Genomic DNA, 16,455 nt, shown 5'->3' on the forward strand with positions numbered 1-16,455 from the left:
GCCTGTTATTCCGCGATATCGGCGGCGACCTTCAGCGACACGATCTTGTCGGGATCCTGCACCGGCTCGCCGCGCTTGATCTTGTCGACATTTTCCATGCCTTCGATGACCTGGCCCCACACCGTGTACTGGCGGTTGAGGAAGCCGGCGTCGTCGAAGCAGATGAAGAACTGCGAATTGGCCGAATTCGGGTTCTGCGAACGCGCCATCGAGCAGGTGCCACGGCCGTGGTTCATGTTGGAGAATTCGGCCTTCAGGTCCGGCTTGTCCGAACCGCCCATGCCGGCGCGGCCGGGATTGAAGTCCTTGCCGCCCGACTTGCCGAACTTGACGTCGCCGGTCTGGGCCATGAAGCCGTCGATGACGCGGTGGAACACGACGCCGTCATAGGCGCCTTCGCGTGCCAGCTCCTTGATCCGCCCGACATGGCCGGGGGCCAGGTCAGGGAGCAGTTCAATGATCACGTTGCCCTTGGTGGTTTCCATGATCAGCGCGTTTTCGCGATCCTTGATCTCGGCCATGGTGAAATTCCTTCTTTGCGTTTTGGATTACTTGGCGTCCGCGGCGATGCGGACCTTGATCATGCTGTCGGGGTCGCTGACGACGCCATTTGCGGCCGCATCGCCCTTCTTGATGCCGTCGACCAGTTCCATGCCGCTCTCGACATCGCCGACGATGGTGTACTGGCCGTCAAGCGAGGATGCGGTATCGAACATGATGAAAAACTGCGAATTCGCCGAATTCGGATCCTGGGCACGTGCCATGCCGACGACGCCGCGCTTGAAGGTCTCCTTGGAGAATTCGGCCGGCAGGTCGGGCAGCTTCGAGCCGCCGGTGCCGGCGCGGTCGCCGCTGTAGCCATCCTTCGTGTCGCCGAACTCGACGTCGCCGGTCTGCGCCATGAAGCCCTCGATGACGCGGTGGAACGCGACATTGTCGTAAGCACCTTCGCGCACCAGCGCCTTGATCTGCTCGACATGCTTGGGTGCGAGGTCGGGACGCAGCGCCACCGTCACGTCGCCGCCCTTCAGCGTGATGATCATCGTGTTCTCCGGCTCGGCGGCCAGTGCAGCAGCCGATCCTGCGAGCAGGCCGGTGAGGACGACGAAGGACGAGGCAAGCTTTCTGAGCTGCATGGTTCGATACTCCGAAATTATTTCGCGAATTTTGCCGTGAGCGCGCCGGCGACCGCCGCCGGTACGAACGGGCGGATGTCGCCGCCCATCGAGGCTATCTGGCGGACAAGTGTGGCGGTAATCGTGCGGACCGAAGGGCTTGCCGGCAGGAAAACCGTCTGCAGTTCCGGCGCCATGGTCTCGTTCATGCCCGCCATCTGCATCTCGTAGTCGAGATCGGTGCCGTCGCGCAGGCCGCGGATCATGATCGAGGCGCCTTGCTTGCGCGCTGCGTCGATCACCAGCCCGTCGAAGGCCACCACCTTGATGCGGGCGCCGTCCTTGCCGAACTCGACCTTCGTCGCTTCCTCGATCAGCGCCACCCGCTCCTCGAACGCGAACAGCGGCTTCTTGCCGGGATGGATGCCGATGGCGGCGTAGACGACGTCGGCGACGGCCAGCGACGCCTTGAGCACGTCGAGGTGGCCGTTAGTGAGCGGGTCGAACGACCCGGCATAGATGGCGATGCGATCAGTCATGCGCTGCTTCTAGAACATCGGCGCCAAAGGTGGAAGCGCACTTTGGCGGCACCCGGTACCTTCGGCCAATGGTTTACGAGATGAATGCACGATGAACGGCAATCTCAGGACCGGTTCAAGCGGATGTGAATAAACCCTGTGTATATCAGATGAAACCAAATGCCGGTTCGTCCGTTGTTTCAAGCAGGAGAACAGCGCCATGATGATCTACATGCTCGCCGCGGCCATGACTCTGGCCATGCTTGTTGCCACTGCCTTCAGCCTCCATCACGAGGCGCATCGCGTCCGCACCAAGGTGCAGACGGCCCGCGTCCAGCTTCCCGGCTGGCGTAATCCGCGCGTCCCGCGCTGAACAGTTTCTGCCCCTCCAGGCAAAAGCGGCGCTTCGGCGCCGCTTTCTTCTCTTTAATTTTTCCCTCTACCCCTTTGATTTGACACGCCCTTCAGCGCATCTGAAGGTAGGTCAGCCTTCCTCGCTCACAGCAGCATCGCCGTTTGGCGCCTCGTCACCATCTTCGTCGCCCGACGGCTCGGAAATGCGCTCCACCGAAACCACCTTCTCGCCTTCGGCTGTATTGAAGATGGTCACGCCCTTGGTGGCGCGGCTGGCGAAGCGGATGCCATCGACCGGCACGCGGATCACCTGCCCGCCATCGGAGACCAGCATGATCTGGTCGTCGTTGCCGACCGGGAACGTCGCCACCAGCTTGCCGATCTCGGCCGTCTTCGACACGTCGGTGGCGCGTATGCCCTTGCCGCCGCGATTGGTCAGGCGGAAGTCGTAGGACGACGAGCGCTTGCCGTAGCCGTAGTCGGTCACTGTCAGCACGAACTGCTCGTGCTGGCCTAGGAACTGGTAGCGGTCTTCGGAGATGTCGGCTTCCTCGCCGATCTCCTCGTTGGTCAGCGCGATGTCCTCGTCTTCGCCCGCTGCAATACCAGCTGCCAGCCTCCGTTCGGCGACAGAACGCTTGAGATACGCGGCACGCTCGGCCGGGCTCGCCTCGACATGTTCGATGATCGCCATCGAGATGACGCGGTCGCCATCGGCCATGCTGATGCCGCGCACGCCTACCGAATTGCGGCTCTGGAACACGCGCACGTCGTCGACGCGGAAGCGGATGCACTGGCCGGAATCGGCGGTCAGAAGCACGTCGTCATTGTCGGTGCAGGTCTCGACGCCGAGGATCTCGTCGCCTTCTTCCTCCAGCTTCATGGCGATCTTGCCGTTGCGGTTGACCTGGACGAAATCGCTGAGCTTGTTGCGGCGCACAGTGCCGCGTGTCGTCGCGAACATCACGTCGAGTTCGCCCCAGCTCGTCTCGTCCTCGGGCAGCGGCATGATGGTGGTGATGCGTTCGCCCTGTTCGAGCGGCAGCATGTTGATAAGTGCCTTGCCGCGCGACTGTGGATTGCCGATAGGCAGGCGCCAGACCTTTTCCTTGTAGACGATGCCACGCGACGAGAAGAACAGCACCGGCGTGTGCGTGTTGGCCACGAACAGGCGGGTGACGAAATCCTCGTTCTTGGTCGACATGCCCGAGCGGCCCTTGCCGCCACGGCGCTGCGCCCGGTAGAGCGAAAGCGGCACGCGCTTGATGTAGCCGGAATGGCTGACGGTAACGACCATGTCCTCGCGCGGGATCAGGTCCTCGTCTTCCATGTCGGCGCCGGCGTCGGTGATCTCGGTCCGGCGCGGCACCCCAAATTCGTCGCGCACCGCCAGCAGCTCGTCCTTGACGATCTGCTGGATACGCGCCCGCGACGACAGGATGTCGAGGTAATCGGTGATCTCGGCGCCGATCTTGTTGAGTTCGTCGGCGATTTCGTCGCGGCCAAGTGCCGTCAGGCGCTGCAGGCGCAGTTCGAGGATGGCGCGCGCCTGTTCTTCCGACAGGTTGTAGGTGCCGTCGTCGTTGATGCGGTGGCGCGGATCGTCGATCAGCTGGATCAGCGACTCGACGTCGGCTGCCGGCCAGCGGCGCGTCATCAACTGCTCGCGCGCGGTCTGCGGGTCGGGCGCGGTGCGGATGAGCTTGATGACTTCGTCGATATTGGCAACGGCGATCGCCAGGCCGACCAAGACGTGCGCACGGTCGCGCACCTTCCTGAGCAGGAACTTGGTGCGCCGGCTGATCACATCTTCGCGGAAGGCGACGAACGCCTTCAGCATGTCGAGCAGCGTCAGCACTTCCGGCTTGCCGCCGTTGAGCGCCACCATGTTGGCGCCGAACGACGTCTGCAGCGGGGTGAAGCGATAGAGCTGGTTGAGGATCACCTCGGCATTGGCGTCGCGCTTGAGCTCGATGACGACGCGATAGCCCTGGCGGTCGGACTCGTCGCGGATATCGGAGATGCCCTCGATGCGTTTGTCGCGCACCAGTTCGGCCATCTTCTCGATCATCGTCGCCTTGTTCACCTGGAAGGGAACTTCGGTGATGATGATCGACTCGCGATCGCCCGCCCGCTGCTCGATATTGACTTTGCCGCGCATGATGACCGAGCCGCGCCCGGTCGAATAGGCATTGTAGATGCCCGAGCGGCCGAGGATCAGGCCGCCGGTCGGGAAATCGGGACCCGGGATGATCTCCATCAGGTCAGGCAGGTCGATGCCAGGGTTTTCCATGACGGCAATGGTGCCGTTGCAGATTTCGACCAGGTTGTGCGGCGGAATGTTGGTCGCCATGCCGACGGCGATGCCGCCGGCGCCATTGACCAGAAGTGCCGGAAAGCGCGCCGGCAGCACGCGCGGCTCGCGGCCCGACGCGTCGTAGGTGTCCTGGAAATCGACGGTATCCTTGTCGATGTCCTCGAGCAGTTCGTGTGCGACCTTGGTCAGGCGCGCTTCGGTGTAGCGCATCGCTGCGGGCGGGTCGCCGTCGATCGAGCCGAAATTGCCCTGACCGTCGATAAGCGGAACGCTCATCGACCAGTCCTGCGCCATGCGCACCAGGGCGTCATAGATCGAGGCGTCGCCGTGCGGGTGATATTTACCCATCACGTCGGCGACGGGGCGCGCCGACTTCACATATTTGCGGTTCCAGTGATAGCCGCTCTCATGCGAGGCGTAGAGAATGCGGCGATGCACCGGCTTCATGCCGTCGCGCACGTCGGGCAGCGCGCGGCTCACGATCACGCTCATCGCGTAGTCGAGATAGGAGCGCTGCATCTCCTCGATGATGGAAATCGGCTCGATGCCGGAGGGACCGTCAGGTCCGCGCGGTGATTTCTGGTCGGTCAACTCTGATCACGCATGTTGGGAATCATTTGCTCCTTATATAGGAACGGCCTGCAATTGACCAATTTTGGCCGCGCTTTTCCAACGCTGATTTTACACTAGAAATCAAAAGGATAGGCACTGCGACCTGATCCGCGACAGTCTGTCCGGCAGCTCTGTTGGGCTTTGCCCGCGCACAGCGCTGCAATCATGCGCAAGGGCTCTGGCATTGCCGGCCGCCTCGGGTTAGCCTGAGTCCGCCGGGGGAGACATCGGATGCCGTTTTTCGACAGTGTTTTCAATGCCTTCGTCACCATTCTCGTGACCATCGACCCGCCCGGCCTGGCACCCCTGTTCCTGGCAGTCACCCGCGGCATGAACCGCGAGCAGCGCCTCCAGGTTTCGATGCGTGCCAGCATCATCGCCTTCATCGTGCTGGCCGTCTTTGCCATCGCGGGCGCTGCCATCCTGACGGTCTTCGGCATCACGCTGCCGGCCTTCCGCGTCGCCGGCGGCTTCCTGCTGTTCTTCATCGCCTTCGAGATGGTTTTCGAGAAACGGCAGGACCGCAAGGAGAAGATCTCCGATGTCGCCATCACCCGCGACCACATCCACAACATCGCCGCCTTCCCGCTCGCCATCCCACTGATCGCCGGCCCCGGCGCCATCTCGGCCACGGTTCTGTTGTCGGGTTCGTTCCAGGGTTGGGCCGGCCAGCTCGCGCTGGTGCTGATCATCCTGGCCTGCCTGGCGCTGACCTATCTGGTGTTCATCCTCGCCGAACGCATCGACCAGTTTCTCGGCCAGACCGGCCGCTCGATCCTCACCCGCCTGCTCGGCGTAATCCTCGCCGCACTCGCCGTCCAGTTCGTCGCTGACGGCATCAAGGCATTGATCGCGATGTGAATTGCGCTCCCGCGCGGTGACGAGACCAGCCTACTGCTTGAAGCAGTGATTGCGATGCCAATGCAAGAAATGTCGGTGCGGCTGCTCGGAGCAGCGCTGTGGAACGATCGCACGCCCAGTGCGATTGACAATTCCCCTTATGCCATCGGGATCATTTGCATGCCGAGAAATCAGGATATCGAGATCATCCGACAAGCCGATTAGGCCCCTGTCGAACATCCAGTGAGCCGTACCTGAAAGGGCGATGCCATTGCTCACAACGTCAGGTCCGCTTGCCTCTACAGGCCGGATGTGAGCGGCTTCCACCTCCGCACGTCCGCCGCCGTTGATGAGCTTCAGTCCAGTCACCGCGCAGCGCTCGTCATAGGCGCGCAGGACGATCTTTCGGAAGACGCGGTCGCGCACGATCCTTGACGTCAGGTGCTGGACCCGCTCTCGGCTCTCCTCGAAAACGAACGGCGTCTGCTCTTCGGACAAGCCTGTACCAGGAAATGCCGGATCGACCCTCGGAAGTAGAGGCTCCGCTTGATCCAACCCGAGCGCGACGATCCGGCTGAAATCGCTGGGCGAAAGCGGTCGCACTGCCGCCTGGGCGCGGCCGGAGATGCGCCCGTCATTGTTGAGAACACCCCTTTCGACCAATCCCGCGGTGCCGCTGAACGGAACGGGCGTCGCGAAATCGAGGTAACTTCCCGGCTCGATCAGAGCGAGAAACATGCCCTGCGCACCGGGGTCTGGAATAACCTGCTGCACCTTGGCGACCGCGAAGTATCCTCGCGTGCCCGGAACCTTGCGAGGTTCATAGTAGATGATCCAATCGCCGATGCACGCTTGGACCCTGCGCAGGTATTGCGGCGGAAACTGATACCGCTCAGCTGGACTGTCGTCGTAGATCGAATCCGACCTGTGAATAAAGACCCCGAATCCCATTTGCGTTTACTAACGCGAACCTGAAAGATTCGCGAGGCTGCAAGATCCCGTGCGAAAGTTCTTTGCGCGCGCGATTGATGCTACAACTGCTGGTAACGAAAGTCGGATTGCCGCAGAGTCGTCCGTTCACGTCAGGTCAATCAATCCAGCCCCTTCGCCTTCTTCCACCTGCGCAGGCGGCCTCGCGCATTGGCGTAGGGCGAAGACGTGTTGAACTGGATCATCCGGCCCAGCGTGTATTTCTCGTACCATGGCGCACAATAGAGCTCGCCATCGTCCAGACTTTCCACCAGCGCGACAATCCGTGCCTTGGCTTCGCCAAGACGCTGCAGCAGTTCGGGAAAGGCAAGCGATCGATAGTCGCCATAGAACTTCTGCGCCAGGCGGCCGAGTTCGCTCCACTTGAAGCCGGTTTCCGGAAAGTCGACAGCCGCCCCGGCAGTACGGCCCGCATGCCATTTAAGCACCAGTTCGTTCCAGCCTACGAGGTAGGAGACCAAGTCGCGGACACTCATCAGAGTTCCCTTGGCATGCCCATCGAGGCTGGCTTCATCGGCCAGATGTTCCGGTATGGTCGCCAAATCACGCGCCAGCCTGTCATAGCTGGCATTGATGGCCTCGAGCAGTTCAGCCTTGTTCTGCGGGATTGCCATGGTCCGAGGCAGCGTGCGGGCTTAGGACTTTGAAATCCATCACCCACCCGCGCCTACCTGGATCAGAACGGGATTTCGTCGTCGAGGTCGCGCGAGCCGCCACCGCCCATTCCGCCGCCACCCTGGCCGCCGCTACGGCCACCACCGCCGCCGCCTGAACCGCCACGTCCGCCGCCATAGCTGTCGGTCGGGCTCGACTGGCCGAAATCGGATCCGCGTCCACCGCCGCCGCCGCCATAGCCGCCACCCTGCCCGCCGCCATAGCCGACCTGGCCGCCGCCATAACCTGCGTCACCGCCCTGGCCGCGCGCGTCGAGCATCTGCAGCTCGCCGCGGAATTTCTGCAGCACGATTTCGGTGGTGTAGCGCTCGATGCCGTCCTTCTCCCACTTGCGGGTCTGGAGCTGGCCTTCGATGTAAACCTTCATGCCCTTCTTCAGGTACTGCTCGGCGACCTTGGCGAGGTTGTCATTGAAGATGACGACCTGGTGCCACTCGGTCTTTTCCTTGCGCTCGCCCGAGTTCTTGTCGCGCCAGCTTTCCGAGGTCGCGATGCGCAGGTTGACGACCGGCTCGCCCGAATTGAGTCGGCGGATTTCAGGGTCCGCCCCCAGATTGCCGACCAGAATGACCTTGTTGACGCTACCTGCCATGACACCGCTCCGCGCTCGTCCGAAACCGAATTCCAAGAAAATATGAGGGCTCACACTAGCCCATTGCACCATCTGCCCGCGCCCCCTGCAGGCTGAAATCCTTGTGCAGTCCACAAGTCATTTTTGTTCTTATTTTGTTCTAAGGCTTTTGGCGGGTGTTGGCAAGGCCTTTGGGAAAGCGGACTCGCCGCCTTCGATGTCGCGATCGCCTGCCCGACGCACACGCCTGGCCAGCCGGCAAGCTTGCGAGTTGCTGGAGCTATCTCGGAGCCAACACCCGGCTGCCGCGTGCCAGATATTCTGAGGCCCAGGCCAGAAGGCAGAAGACAACCAGTGTGGAAAGGGAGCCAAGAACAACGTCGGAAAGGAAATGGCGCCCAAATGCGACGCGCAGCATGCCGGCCGTGACGATGATGAGCCCCATCGGCAGGATCAGCACGCGCCTCACCTGCCTTGAGCACAGGGGCAAGAGACAGGCGAGCCAGGCAATGGCCGCCGCCTCCCCCGAAACGAAAGAACAGTTGTGCTGGCAGGCATCCGACCATTCCGCTGCCGCCACAAAAGGTTGCTCGCCGCCAAACAACGATGTGCTCTGCGGCCGTGCCCGCCCGATGTATTCCTTCAGGAAGGCGTTCACCAGCAGGCCCGGCCCCACCGCGAGCGCAGCAAGCGCCACCGCGGATGCGCGAACCCGCTCGTGATGCCATCTGCGGCCGGCAACAAGATCACGCGAGAGAATGGCCGCAACCACCAGGGCAGCGACGATTGGCAAAGCCATGAAAACGCTCCGCAGCGACTTGTAGCCATTCATGTCCGCCGCGGGAAATTGTCCGCAGATACGGGTGGCATCCCCCGTCGCGCAATTGGTCGCGGCAAAGAACAGCGATGACACGGCCTTGTCGATTTGTGGCAAACGGTTGAAGAAAAATGCCAGGGCGACCCACAGGACCACCAGGCCGACGGCGAATGCCGGGTCGCTCCAGACTCCAAAACGACCCAACCTCCGACTGCTAAATGCAGGTGTTGACTGAAAAGCAGTCATTTCGCAGCTGGCGAAAAGCGAATTCTATTCATCGAAATTCCCCCCAAGTCGGAATCGACCCCGACAAAATCGTCGGTGACAGCGAATTGGGAGGGCGACAACAACGAGATGACCAATCACCACGCCGGTCGGATGAACGGTCGAGTTTTATGTTTCAACAACTTTGGCGAAGTGTTATTGAAAGCTATTTTATATATTTGAATTTTCCATGGACACATTACCGATGCTTGAATGCGGACATTGCGCCCTGTTGCCCAAAGCAACGCTAGACCGACCGAGGCTCCTGCTGCGCGTCTTGCCCTAGGACGCGGTTGGACATGCCGGGACGGAGACCGTTCGAAGCAATCGATTGCTGCTCATCGGAACCTGCATTGGATTGGGCCTATCAGGCGTCGAAACGGCTTCTGGCCAACCCGGTCGACGAGGCCATTTCGATGCTGTTTGCGGACATCGGCAAGGCAGCCGATGTCGACCGCGTGTTCATGCTGGAATACGACCTGCACCACCTGCGTTTTCGCAATGCGTATGAATGGTGCCGCTGCGGCATCCAATCCTTCCTCAAGGAATTGCAGGATACGCCGGTCACCCTGATCGCCTGGTTGCATCAATCCCTGGTCAAGGGTGAGGCTCTGATGATCCATGATGTGGACAACCTGCCGCGCGTCGCCCGTTCGCTTCAGATCGAAATGCTCCGGCAAAACGACAAGAGCGTCTTGTGCGTTCCGGTCTTGCATGACGGCAGCCTGCGCGCCTGCCTCGGATTCGACATGACCAGGCACAAGCGTCGCTGGCGCCTCGAGGAGGCCAACGAACTCTCCAGGTGTGCAGCGCTGATCGCTACGGCCCGCTATGGCTGTGCAGTACCCGGACAGCCCCTCGCCGACGCTGCCGCCACGCCCACGCCTCTGATCTTTCTGTTGCGGAAAAGCGGTGCGCGCGGCATTGGCCTGGACGAAATTCTGGGGCTGCGCTCCGCCCAGAACTACACCGAGGTCTGGCTTGTCGATGGATCGGTGGTGCTCGACCAGCGTCCGCTCAAGATCTGGGCCGGCCTGGTGCCGAAGGCAGGATTCATGCGCATCCACCGCACCGCCATCGTCAATCTGCAACACGTCGTCGAACTCGACCGACCACCCAGCGGCGTCAGATGGGATGTTCGATTGCGGACACTGTCCAAGCCATGGTCGGTTTCCCGCGCCTATCAGCAGGAATTGCGCCAAAGACTCGGCATCTGACGATTGCGAGCGGCTTCGGTACGGGCGGGTACTTCCCACGGCAGCGCCGCCTCGCTCAACCGCCTGCCCACGTCATGGTCGCTGGCCGGCTTTCCGCTGGTGATATGTCAGCGCCGCGCGCAGGCAGAATGCGAGAGCCGCTTCCGGAACGGCCGCCTCGGCCGGCACGATGACGGCCCTGTTGCCTTCGAATTCCAGCTCGCCGCCGAGATGCGAACAGAAGGTCTCCAGAAGTGTGGTATTGCAGTTGAAGAACACCGCGCATTTGTCGGGAAAAGACCTTGGCGCGCCCAGCCTCACGGTCGAGCCGCTGCCGCTGGCCTCGGTCAGATAGGCCGGCTCGCCCCATTTGAGCGTTTCGGTCAGCGGCCCGACGCCTTCGCTTTCCGCCGCGACCTCGAAGATCAGGCTGCGGATATCGAGCAGCCGCGCCCGCACCGCCTCCGGATGGCGCGACAGCGCCTCCATGATTGTCCTCGGCACGGGCGGTGGCGCCATGTTGCTGCTTCAGCTCCGTTCGTCTTGCGATGGCGCGCCGGCAAGCGCCAGCTCCACTGCCGCGTCGGCGTGGAGCCTGACCACGTCATAGCCGGGCATCGGATAATCCTCCATGGCCACCAGCAACGGCAGTTCCGTGCAGGCGACCACGATTGCGTCGGCTCCGCGCGCCTCCAGCCCATTGGCCAGTTGCAACAACACCGCCCTGGACTCCGGCTTCACGATGCCGAGCGTCAGCTCATCGATGATGATGCGATGCAAGGCTGTTCGCTCCTCTTCCGGCGGAACCAGCACTTCGATGCCGAATTGCCGTTGCAGCCGCTCGGCCAGGAAGCCCAGCTCCATCGTGTAGCGCGTGCCCAGCAGCCCGACCCGCTGGTGTCCGGCAGCCTGCAGCGACTTGCCGGTCGGATCGGCGATGTGCAGCAGTGGGACCTTGATCGCCTCGGCAACCTTGTCGGCGACGTAGTGCGCCGTCACCGCGGTCATCATGGCGAAAGCCGCACCGCCGGCCTCGAGATGCCGCGCAGCCTTGGTGATCACTTCGGCGACATGCTCCCACTCGCCCTTGGCGGCAAGATCGTTCAGTTCATCGAAATCGAGCGTGAACATCAGCGAGCGCGCATTGTGATGCCCGCCCAGCCGGCGATGCGCCGCCTCGTTGATGAGCCGATAATAGAGCGCGCTGGATTCCCAGCTCATGCCCCCGAGCAAGCCGATGAGTTGCGTCTGGCGAACGGTCATAGCCCTCCCCGATGGCGCGAGCGATGCACTCTAGTTCAGCACTGAGGAAACTAGCAACGCACCAACAAGCGTCAATCACCGTGAGAATTGCACCACCAACACCTGCCATGCTTCGACTACTTCCGGAATTTTGTAGTGGAAGAGCCACAGCGGACGTTCATGCGCTCTCATCTGCGCTTAGACTATCCGCCAGCTTCGTCAGCAATTCGAAGCGAGGAGGCAGCGATGGTAGACAATAAGACGCGGCTCGAACAGTCCGACCTGGGAATGGACCCGCCGTCGGAGCGCGCTGAGGGCTTTATGTCAGCGGGGTTGCCACCTCACCCAACCGATCTCAGCGAAATGGCATTCGCCTATTTCAGAGAAGCTACACTCGACAAAAGGAAGCCAAACGACACTTTTAGATACTTTGAGGCAGTGCTCGATGCCTACACCCGCGCCAAACTGACCGACGCCTATTCGAAGTTTCGGATAGATATGACCGCTGCGGAAAGAAGGAAAAGTAGCCTGCTCTCGGGTTTTCGTTCTATCCAGACGAACCTGGAATACTGGCACGGCAAGGCGGCAGATCTGGTAACCACGATCGAAGATCCGGTCGCCGCGCTAGAGGGTTTGAAGGCGTCCTTCGACGAAAACCAGAAGCTCCAAAATGCCCGTCAACTGTGGGGCGATAGTGCGCGAAGGGCGCGTAAGGCATACGCGATATCCTGGATTGCGCTTGCTTTGCTGCTGGTCATTGTCCCAGCCGTTGTCGTCTGGAAGGCAGACGCGGTGTTTACCTTCTTCCGGTCGGTCGGAGACACGGTCTTGGCCGATCTGTCACCGGGCGCTTCCGAAACGGCCACGTTGATCTCAGCTATCAGCCGGCTTGTGCTCGTGACGCTTCCGGTGGCGCTCTACATCTGGCTTATCCGCATCGTGGTTCGCTTCAACATGCGCTCGCTGCTGTTGATGGATGACGCCATGCAACGCAACACCATGCTCGAAACCTATCTTCATCTGGTCGAGCAAGACGCCGCCGTCAAGGCAGATCGACCTCTCATCCTGGAGGCCCTGTTCAGGCGTACACCAGGTCATGGGCCCGAGGCTATCGAGCCGCCCAATCTGACAGACATCATCAAGTTGAATGTGCCAACGACCAGAAGCTGACGTTTTGAACGCCAAAAATATGGCCCCGCCGCTCCCAGGAGCGCACGGGGCCTTTTGTCGGGTTATACCCTTGACTGCCGGGAGTGGTTTACCGGCTTTGCTCTCTCGGATTCATAGTGGCTCTCGGCCACAGATCCGACCATGGTCTCAAATTGTAGGGGATCAGTAGGTCACGGTTTGCAGGGCTTTCCTAACAGAAATGCCGGCACCTCTGCCTGCTGCGGTTCCGTCTCGCTAGCGGAACCTTAAGGGACTGTCCGGTGGAGTCATGCCTAGCTCCTACGTCAGTTGCGCCAATTGTACGCCTGCTGCTCAACTCGCGTGTCTGCGGCGTCTCGCAGACCGACCGTAGCATGGTGAGGAGCCCTCAAGAGAGGCTCGGCTTCAGGCGACGTCAGGAGTTTGCATCCCTGATTCCGCTACGTCAACCACAACGTTGTTAGAGGCGAAAAATGTGATCGAAGCCCGGCTCTCGCCCTGCCGGGCTCCTGCCATAACGTTGTCAGGAGCCCGTTCGGCCTTTGTTCTTTTCTCTTGCCCCTTCCCGCCAAAGGCGCTTAAACGCAGTGCGGGGTGTATTGCGCTGCCTCTCGACCGGGCGGCGAAAATACCTACATGAGGGAATGGTCGGGCAAACCCGCCACTCCGAGCAATTCCAGATTTGAGGCGGCGGCGCGGCAATGGCCGATCACAAGTACATTTCCATTCGCGGTGCGCGCGAGCACAATCTCAAGAACGTCGATCTCGACCTGCCGCGCGACCGGCTGATCGTGATGACCGGTCTGTCTGGCTCGGGCAAGTCGTCGCTCGCCTTCGACACCATCTATGCCGAAGGCCAGCGCCGTTATGTCGAGAGCCTGTCGGCCTATGCCCGCCAGTTCCTCGAGATGATGCAGAAGCCCGACGTCGACCAGATCGACGGCCTGTCGCCGGCGATCTCGATCGAGCAGAAGACGACCTCGCGCAATCCGCGCTCGACGGTCGGCACCGTCACCGAAATCTACGACTACATGCGCCTGCTGTTCGCGCGCGTCGGCGTGCCCTATTCGCCGGCGACCGGCCTGCCGATCGAGAGCCAGACGGTTTCGCAGATGGTCGACCGCGTGCTTGCGGTCGACGAAGGCACGCGCCTGTTCATCCTTGCGCCCATCGTCCGGGGCCGCAAGGGCGAGTACAAGAAGGAACTCGCCGAGCTTCAGAAGAAGGGCTTCCAGCGCGTCAAGATCGATGGCGCCTTCTACGAGATCGGCGAAGCACCGGTGCTCGACAAGAAGTACAAGCACGACATCGACGTCGTCGTCGACCGCATCGTCGTCCGCCCGGATCTTGCCACGCGGCTGGCCGACTCGATGGAAACCGCGCTCAAGCTGGCCGAAGGCCTGGCCGTCGCCGAATTCGCCGACAAGCCGCTCGACGCCAGCCAGACAGGCGCGGACTCGGTCAACAAGTCTGCCAACGAAACCCACGAGCGCATTCTTTTCTCCGAGAAATTCGCCTGTCCGGTGTCGGGTTTCACCATTCCCGAGATCGAGCCCCGGCTGTTCTCCTTCAACAACCCGTTCGGTGCCTGCCCGGCCTGCGACGGCCTCGGCAACCAGCGCGCCATCGATCCCCTGCTGATCGTGCCGGAAGACCATGTCTCGCTGCGCGAGGGTGCAGTTGCGCCCTGGGCCAAGTCGACCTCGCCCTATTACACCCAGACTCTGGAAGCGCTCGGCAAGGTCTACGGCTTCAAGATCGGCGACCGCTGGCGCGACCTTTCGCCCGAGGCGCAGGAAGCCATCCTGCACGGTACCGGCACGAAGGAAATCACCTTCAACTATGACGACGGCCTGCGCTCCTACAAGACGACCAAGACCTTCGAAGGCGTCATCCCCAATCTCCAGCGCCGCTGGAAAGAGACGGAATCCGCCTGGATGCGCGAAGAGATCGAGCGCTTCATGTCGGCGACGCCCTGCCCGACCTGCGCCGGCTATCGCCTCAAGCCGGAATCGCTCGCCGTCAAGATCGCCGGCAAGCACATAGGCGAGGTCACCGAGCAGTCGATCCGCAAGGCCAATGCCTGGTTCGAGGCCCTGCCCGGCGCGCTCAATGACAAGCAGAACGAGATCGCCGTCCGCATCCTCAAGGAAATCCGCGAGCGCCTGCGCTTCCTCAACGACGTTGGCCTCGAATATCTGACCCTGTCGCGCAATTCCGGCACGCTGTCGGGCGGCGAAAGCCAGCGTATCCGGCTGGCGTCCCAGATCGGCTCGGGCCTGACCGGCGTGCTCTACGTGCTCGACGAGCCGTCGATCGGTCTGCACCAGCGCGACAATGCCCGCCTGCTCGACACGCTGCGCCACCTCAGGGACATCGGCAACACCGTCATCGTCGTCGAGCATGACGAGGACGCCATCCTGACCGCCGACTATGTCGTCGACATCGGCCCGGCCGCCGGCATCCATGGCGGCAACATCATCGCCGAGGGCACGCCGCAGCAGGTCATGGCCAACCCCAACTCGATCACCGGCAAATACCTGTCGGGCGAGCTCGAGATCGCCACGCCGGCCCAGCGTCGCGAGCTGAAGAAGAACCGCCGCATCAAGGTCGTGGGCGCGCGCGGCAACAATCTGAAGGACGTCACCGCCGAAATCCCATTGGGCACCTTCACCGCCGTCACCGGCGTGTCGGGCGGCGGCAAGTCGACCTTCCTGATCGAGACTTTGTTCAAGGCGGCCTCGCGCCGCATCATGGGCTCGCGCGAGCACCCGGCCGAGCACGACCGCATCGAGGGCCTCGAATTCCTCGACAAGGTCATCGACATCGACCAGTCGCCCATCGGCCGCACGCCGCGGTCGAACCCGGCCACCTACACCGGTGCGTTCACCCCGATCCGCGACTGGTTCGCCGGCCTGCCCGAGGCCAAGGCACGCGGCTACCAGCCCGGGCGCTTCTCCTTCAACGTCAAGGGCGGCCGCTGCGAGGCCTGCCAGGGCGACGGCGTCATCAAGATCGAGATGCACTTCCTGCCCGACGTCTACGTCACCTGCGACGTCTGCCACGGCAAGCGCTACAACCGCGAAACTCTCGACGTGCTGTTCAAGGGCAAGTCGATCGCCGACGTGCTCGACATGACGGTCGAGGAAGGCGTCGAGTTCTTCGCCGCCGTTCCCGTGGTGCGCGACAAGCTGATGACGCTCAACCAGGTCGGCCTCGGCTACATCCATATCGGCCAGCAGGCCAACACGCTGTCCGGCGGCGAGGCCCAGCGCATCAAGCTCGCCAAGGAACTGTCGCGCAAGGCCACCGGCAAGACGCTCTACATCCTCGACGAGCCGACCACCGGCCTGCATTTCCACGACGTCGCCAAGCTGCTCGAGGTGCTGCACGAACTGGTCGACCAGGGCAACACCGTCGTCGTCATCGAGCACAATCTCGAGGTCATCAAGACCGCCGACTGGGTGCTCGACCTCGGCCCCGAAGGCGGCGACGGCGGCGGCGAACTGGTCGCTTCCGGCCGCCCCGAGGACATCGTCGCGGTGCCGCGCAGCTACACCGGCCAGTTCCTCAAGGAGCTGCTCGAGCGCCGGCCGGGCGGCAAGCGAGAGGCAGCCGAATAGGCTGCCTCATTTCTCCGCATCTTGCGGCATATGCCTGCGGATACGATGCCTGGTCGCATGCTCAGCCGGCTTCACGATCTGCAACGCCCAATGTCAGCATGCTTCCCGCGGGTTTCGTTCGCGTCTTTGCCGCTCCTGCCCGTTCGGCTAGAAATGACCCGCACTGACGCAT

15 protein-coding genes are annotated in these 16,455 nt (G+C 62.1%); 5 read left to right on the forward strand and 10 right to left on the reverse strand.

Annotated features, from left to right (window positions below):
* Positions 1-5: 5 nt before the first annotated feature.
* The 3 genes from WHT83_RS16735 to coaD are packed head-to-tail and all read right to left on the reverse strand — an operon-like array spanning position 6 to position 1,654.
* Complete coding sequence (locus WHT83_RS16735) at positions 6-521, reverse strand: peptidylprolyl isomerase (RefSeq protein ID WP_108608065.1); 516 nt, start codon at positions 519-521, stop codon at positions 6-8.
* A gap of 27 nt (positions 522-548) precedes the next feature.
* Positions 549-1,136: a peptidylprolyl isomerase gene (locus WHT83_RS16740; RefSeq protein ID WP_183260994.1), complete on the reverse strand. Its 588-nt coding sequence runs from the start codon at positions 1,134-1,136 to the stop codon at positions 549-551.
* A 17-nt stretch (positions 1,137-1,153) separates the two neighbouring features.
* A complete protein-coding gene (coaD, locus tag WHT83_RS16745; RefSeq protein ID WP_108608063.1) occupies positions 1,154-1,654 on the reverse strand; it encodes a pantetheine-phosphate adenylyltransferase in 501 nt (166 codons plus the stop codon).
* A gap of 199 nt (positions 1,655-1,853) precedes the next feature.
* Between coaD and WHT83_RS16750 the strand changes: the two genes are divergently transcribed.
* On the forward strand, positions 1,854-2,006 hold the full coding sequence (locus tag WHT83_RS16750) for a hypothetical protein (RefSeq protein WP_183260992.1): 153 nt from the start codon (positions 1,854-1,856) through the stop codon (positions 2,004-2,006).
* A 111-nt stretch (positions 2,007-2,117) separates the two neighbouring features.
* On the opposite strand, the gene gyrA is transcribed toward WHT83_RS16750, so the two are convergent.
* A complete protein-coding gene (gene gyrA / locus WHT83_RS16755; RefSeq protein ID WP_406871806.1) occupies positions 2,118-4,895 on the reverse strand; it encodes a DNA gyrase subunit A in 2,778 nt (925 codons plus the stop codon).
* A gap of 252 nt (positions 4,896-5,147) precedes the next feature.
* Between gyrA and WHT83_RS16760 the strand changes: the two genes are divergently transcribed.
* Positions 5,148-5,777 (forward strand): MarC family protein, encoded by a 630-nt coding sequence (locus WHT83_RS16760; protein ID WP_055976792.1) that lies wholly within the window; start codon positions 5,148-5,150, stop codon positions 5,775-5,777.
* Between the two features lie 30 nt (positions 5,778-5,807).
* On the opposite strand, the gene WHT83_RS16765 is transcribed toward WHT83_RS16760, so the two are convergent.
* From WHT83_RS16765 to WHT83_RS16780, 4 genes are all read right to left on the reverse strand, one after another.
* Positions 5,808-6,707: an HNH endonuclease gene (locus WHT83_RS16765; RefSeq protein WP_406871807.1), complete on the reverse strand. Its 900-nt coding sequence runs from the start codon at positions 6,705-6,707 to the stop codon at positions 5,808-5,810.
* A gap of 140 nt (positions 6,708-6,847) precedes the next feature.
* On the reverse strand, positions 6,848-7,360 hold the full coding sequence (locus tag WHT83_RS16770) for a ClbS/DfsB family four-helix bundle protein (protein ID WP_406871808.1): 513 nt from the start codon (positions 7,358-7,360) through the stop codon (positions 6,848-6,850).
* Positions 7,361-7,422: 62 nt separating this feature from the next.
* Positions 7,423-8,013, reverse strand: coding sequence for a single-stranded DNA-binding protein (gene ssb / locus WHT83_RS16775; protein ID WP_108608060.1), 591 nt, complete (start codon positions 8,011-8,013; stop codon positions 7,423-7,425).
* Positions 8,014-8,272: 259 nt separating this feature from the next.
* The gene (locus tag WHT83_RS16780; RefSeq protein ID WP_406871809.1) at positions 8,273-9,013 is read right to left on the reverse strand and encodes a phosphatase PAP2 family protein; all 741 of its coding nucleotides are present in this window, start codon (positions 9,011-9,013) and stop codon (positions 8,273-8,275) included.
* Positions 9,014-9,426: 413 nt separating this feature from the next.
* Between WHT83_RS16780 and WHT83_RS16785 the strand changes: the two genes are divergently transcribed.
* The gene (locus WHT83_RS16785) at positions 9,427-10,290 is read left to right on the forward strand and encodes a LytTR family transcriptional regulator DNA-binding domain-containing protein (RefSeq protein WP_406871810.1); all 864 of its coding nucleotides are present in this window, start codon (positions 9,427-9,429) and stop codon (positions 10,288-10,290) included.
* 72 nt (positions 10,291-10,362) lie between these two features.
* On the opposite strand, the gene WHT83_RS16790 is transcribed toward WHT83_RS16785, so the two are convergent.
* Complete coding sequence (locus WHT83_RS16790; RefSeq protein WP_406871811.1) at positions 10,363-10,788, reverse strand: DUF1801 domain-containing protein; 426 nt, start codon at positions 10,786-10,788, stop codon at positions 10,363-10,365.
* 9 nt (positions 10,789-10,797) lie between these two features.
* Positions 10,798-11,532 (reverse strand): aspartate/glutamate racemase family protein, encoded by a 735-nt coding sequence (locus WHT83_RS16795; RefSeq protein WP_406871812.1) that lies wholly within the window; start codon positions 11,530-11,532, stop codon positions 10,798-10,800.
* A 225-nt stretch (positions 11,533-11,757) separates the two neighbouring features.
* Between WHT83_RS16795 and WHT83_RS16800 the strand changes: the two genes are divergently transcribed.
* The gene (locus WHT83_RS16800) at positions 11,758-12,681 is read left to right on the forward strand and encodes a DUF6161 domain-containing protein (RefSeq protein WP_406871813.1); all 924 of its coding nucleotides are present in this window, start codon (positions 11,758-11,760) and stop codon (positions 12,679-12,681) included.
* A gap of 680 nt (positions 12,682-13,361) precedes the next feature.
* Positions 13,362-16,283, forward strand: a complete 2,922-nt coding sequence (gene uvrA / locus WHT83_RS16805) for an excinuclease ABC subunit UvrA (RefSeq protein ID WP_108608056.1) — start codon at positions 13,362-13,364, stop codon at positions 16,281-16,283.
* The last annotated feature ends 172 nt before the right edge of the window (positions 16,284-16,455 follow it).

Source organism: Aminobacter sp. P9b (assembly GCF_045345995.1).
Lineage (GTDB): Bacteria > Pseudomonadota > Alphaproteobacteria > Rhizobiales > Rhizobiaceae > Aminobacter > Aminobacter niigataensis.

Excerpts from the sequence above, each read along its gene's own strand:
- WHT83_RS16735 (WP_108608065.1), bottom strand. The coding sequence starts at position 521 with ATGGCCGAGATCAAGGATCGCGAAAACGCGCTGATCATGGAAACCACC.
- WHT83_RS16740 (WP_183260994.1), bottom strand. The coding sequence starts at position 1,136 with ATGCAGCTCAGAAAGCTTGCCTCGTCCTTCGTCGTCCTCACCGGCCTG.
- coaD (WP_108608063.1), bottom strand. The coding sequence starts at position 1,654 with ATGACTGATCGCATCGCCATCTATGCCGGGTCGTTCGACCCGCTCACT.
- WHT83_RS16750 (WP_183260992.1), top strand. The coding sequence starts at position 1,854 with ATGATGATCTACATGCTCGCCGCGGCCATGACTCTGGCCATGCTTGTT.
- WHT83_RS16760 (WP_055976792.1), top strand. The coding sequence starts at position 5,148 with ATGCCGTTTTTCGACAGTGTTTTCAATGCCTTCGTCACCATTCTCGTG.
- WHT83_RS16765 (WP_406871807.1), bottom strand. The coding sequence starts at position 6,707 with ATGGGATTCGGGGTCTTTATTCACAGGTCGGATTCGATCTACGACGAC.
- WHT83_RS16770 (WP_406871808.1), bottom strand. The coding sequence starts at position 7,360 with ATGGCAATCCCGCAGAACAAGGCTGAACTGCTCGAGGCCATCAATGCC.
- ssb (WP_108608060.1), bottom strand. The coding sequence starts at position 8,013 with ATGGCAGGTAGCGTCAACAAGGTCATTCTGGTCGGCAATCTGGGGGCG.
- WHT83_RS16790 (WP_406871811.1), bottom strand. The coding sequence starts at position 10,788 with ATGGCGCCACCGCCCGTGCCGAGGACAATCATGGAGGCGCTGTCGCGC.
- WHT83_RS16795 (WP_406871812.1), bottom strand. The coding sequence starts at position 11,532 with ATGACCGTTCGCCAGACGCAACTCATCGGCTTGCTCGGGGGCATGAGC.
- WHT83_RS16800 (WP_406871813.1), top strand. The coding sequence starts at position 11,758 with ATGGTAGACAATAAGACGCGGCTCGAACAGTCCGACCTGGGAATGGAC.
- uvrA (WP_108608056.1), top strand. The coding sequence starts at position 13,362 with ATGGCCGATCACAAGTACATTTCCATTCGCGGTGCGCGCGAGCACAAT.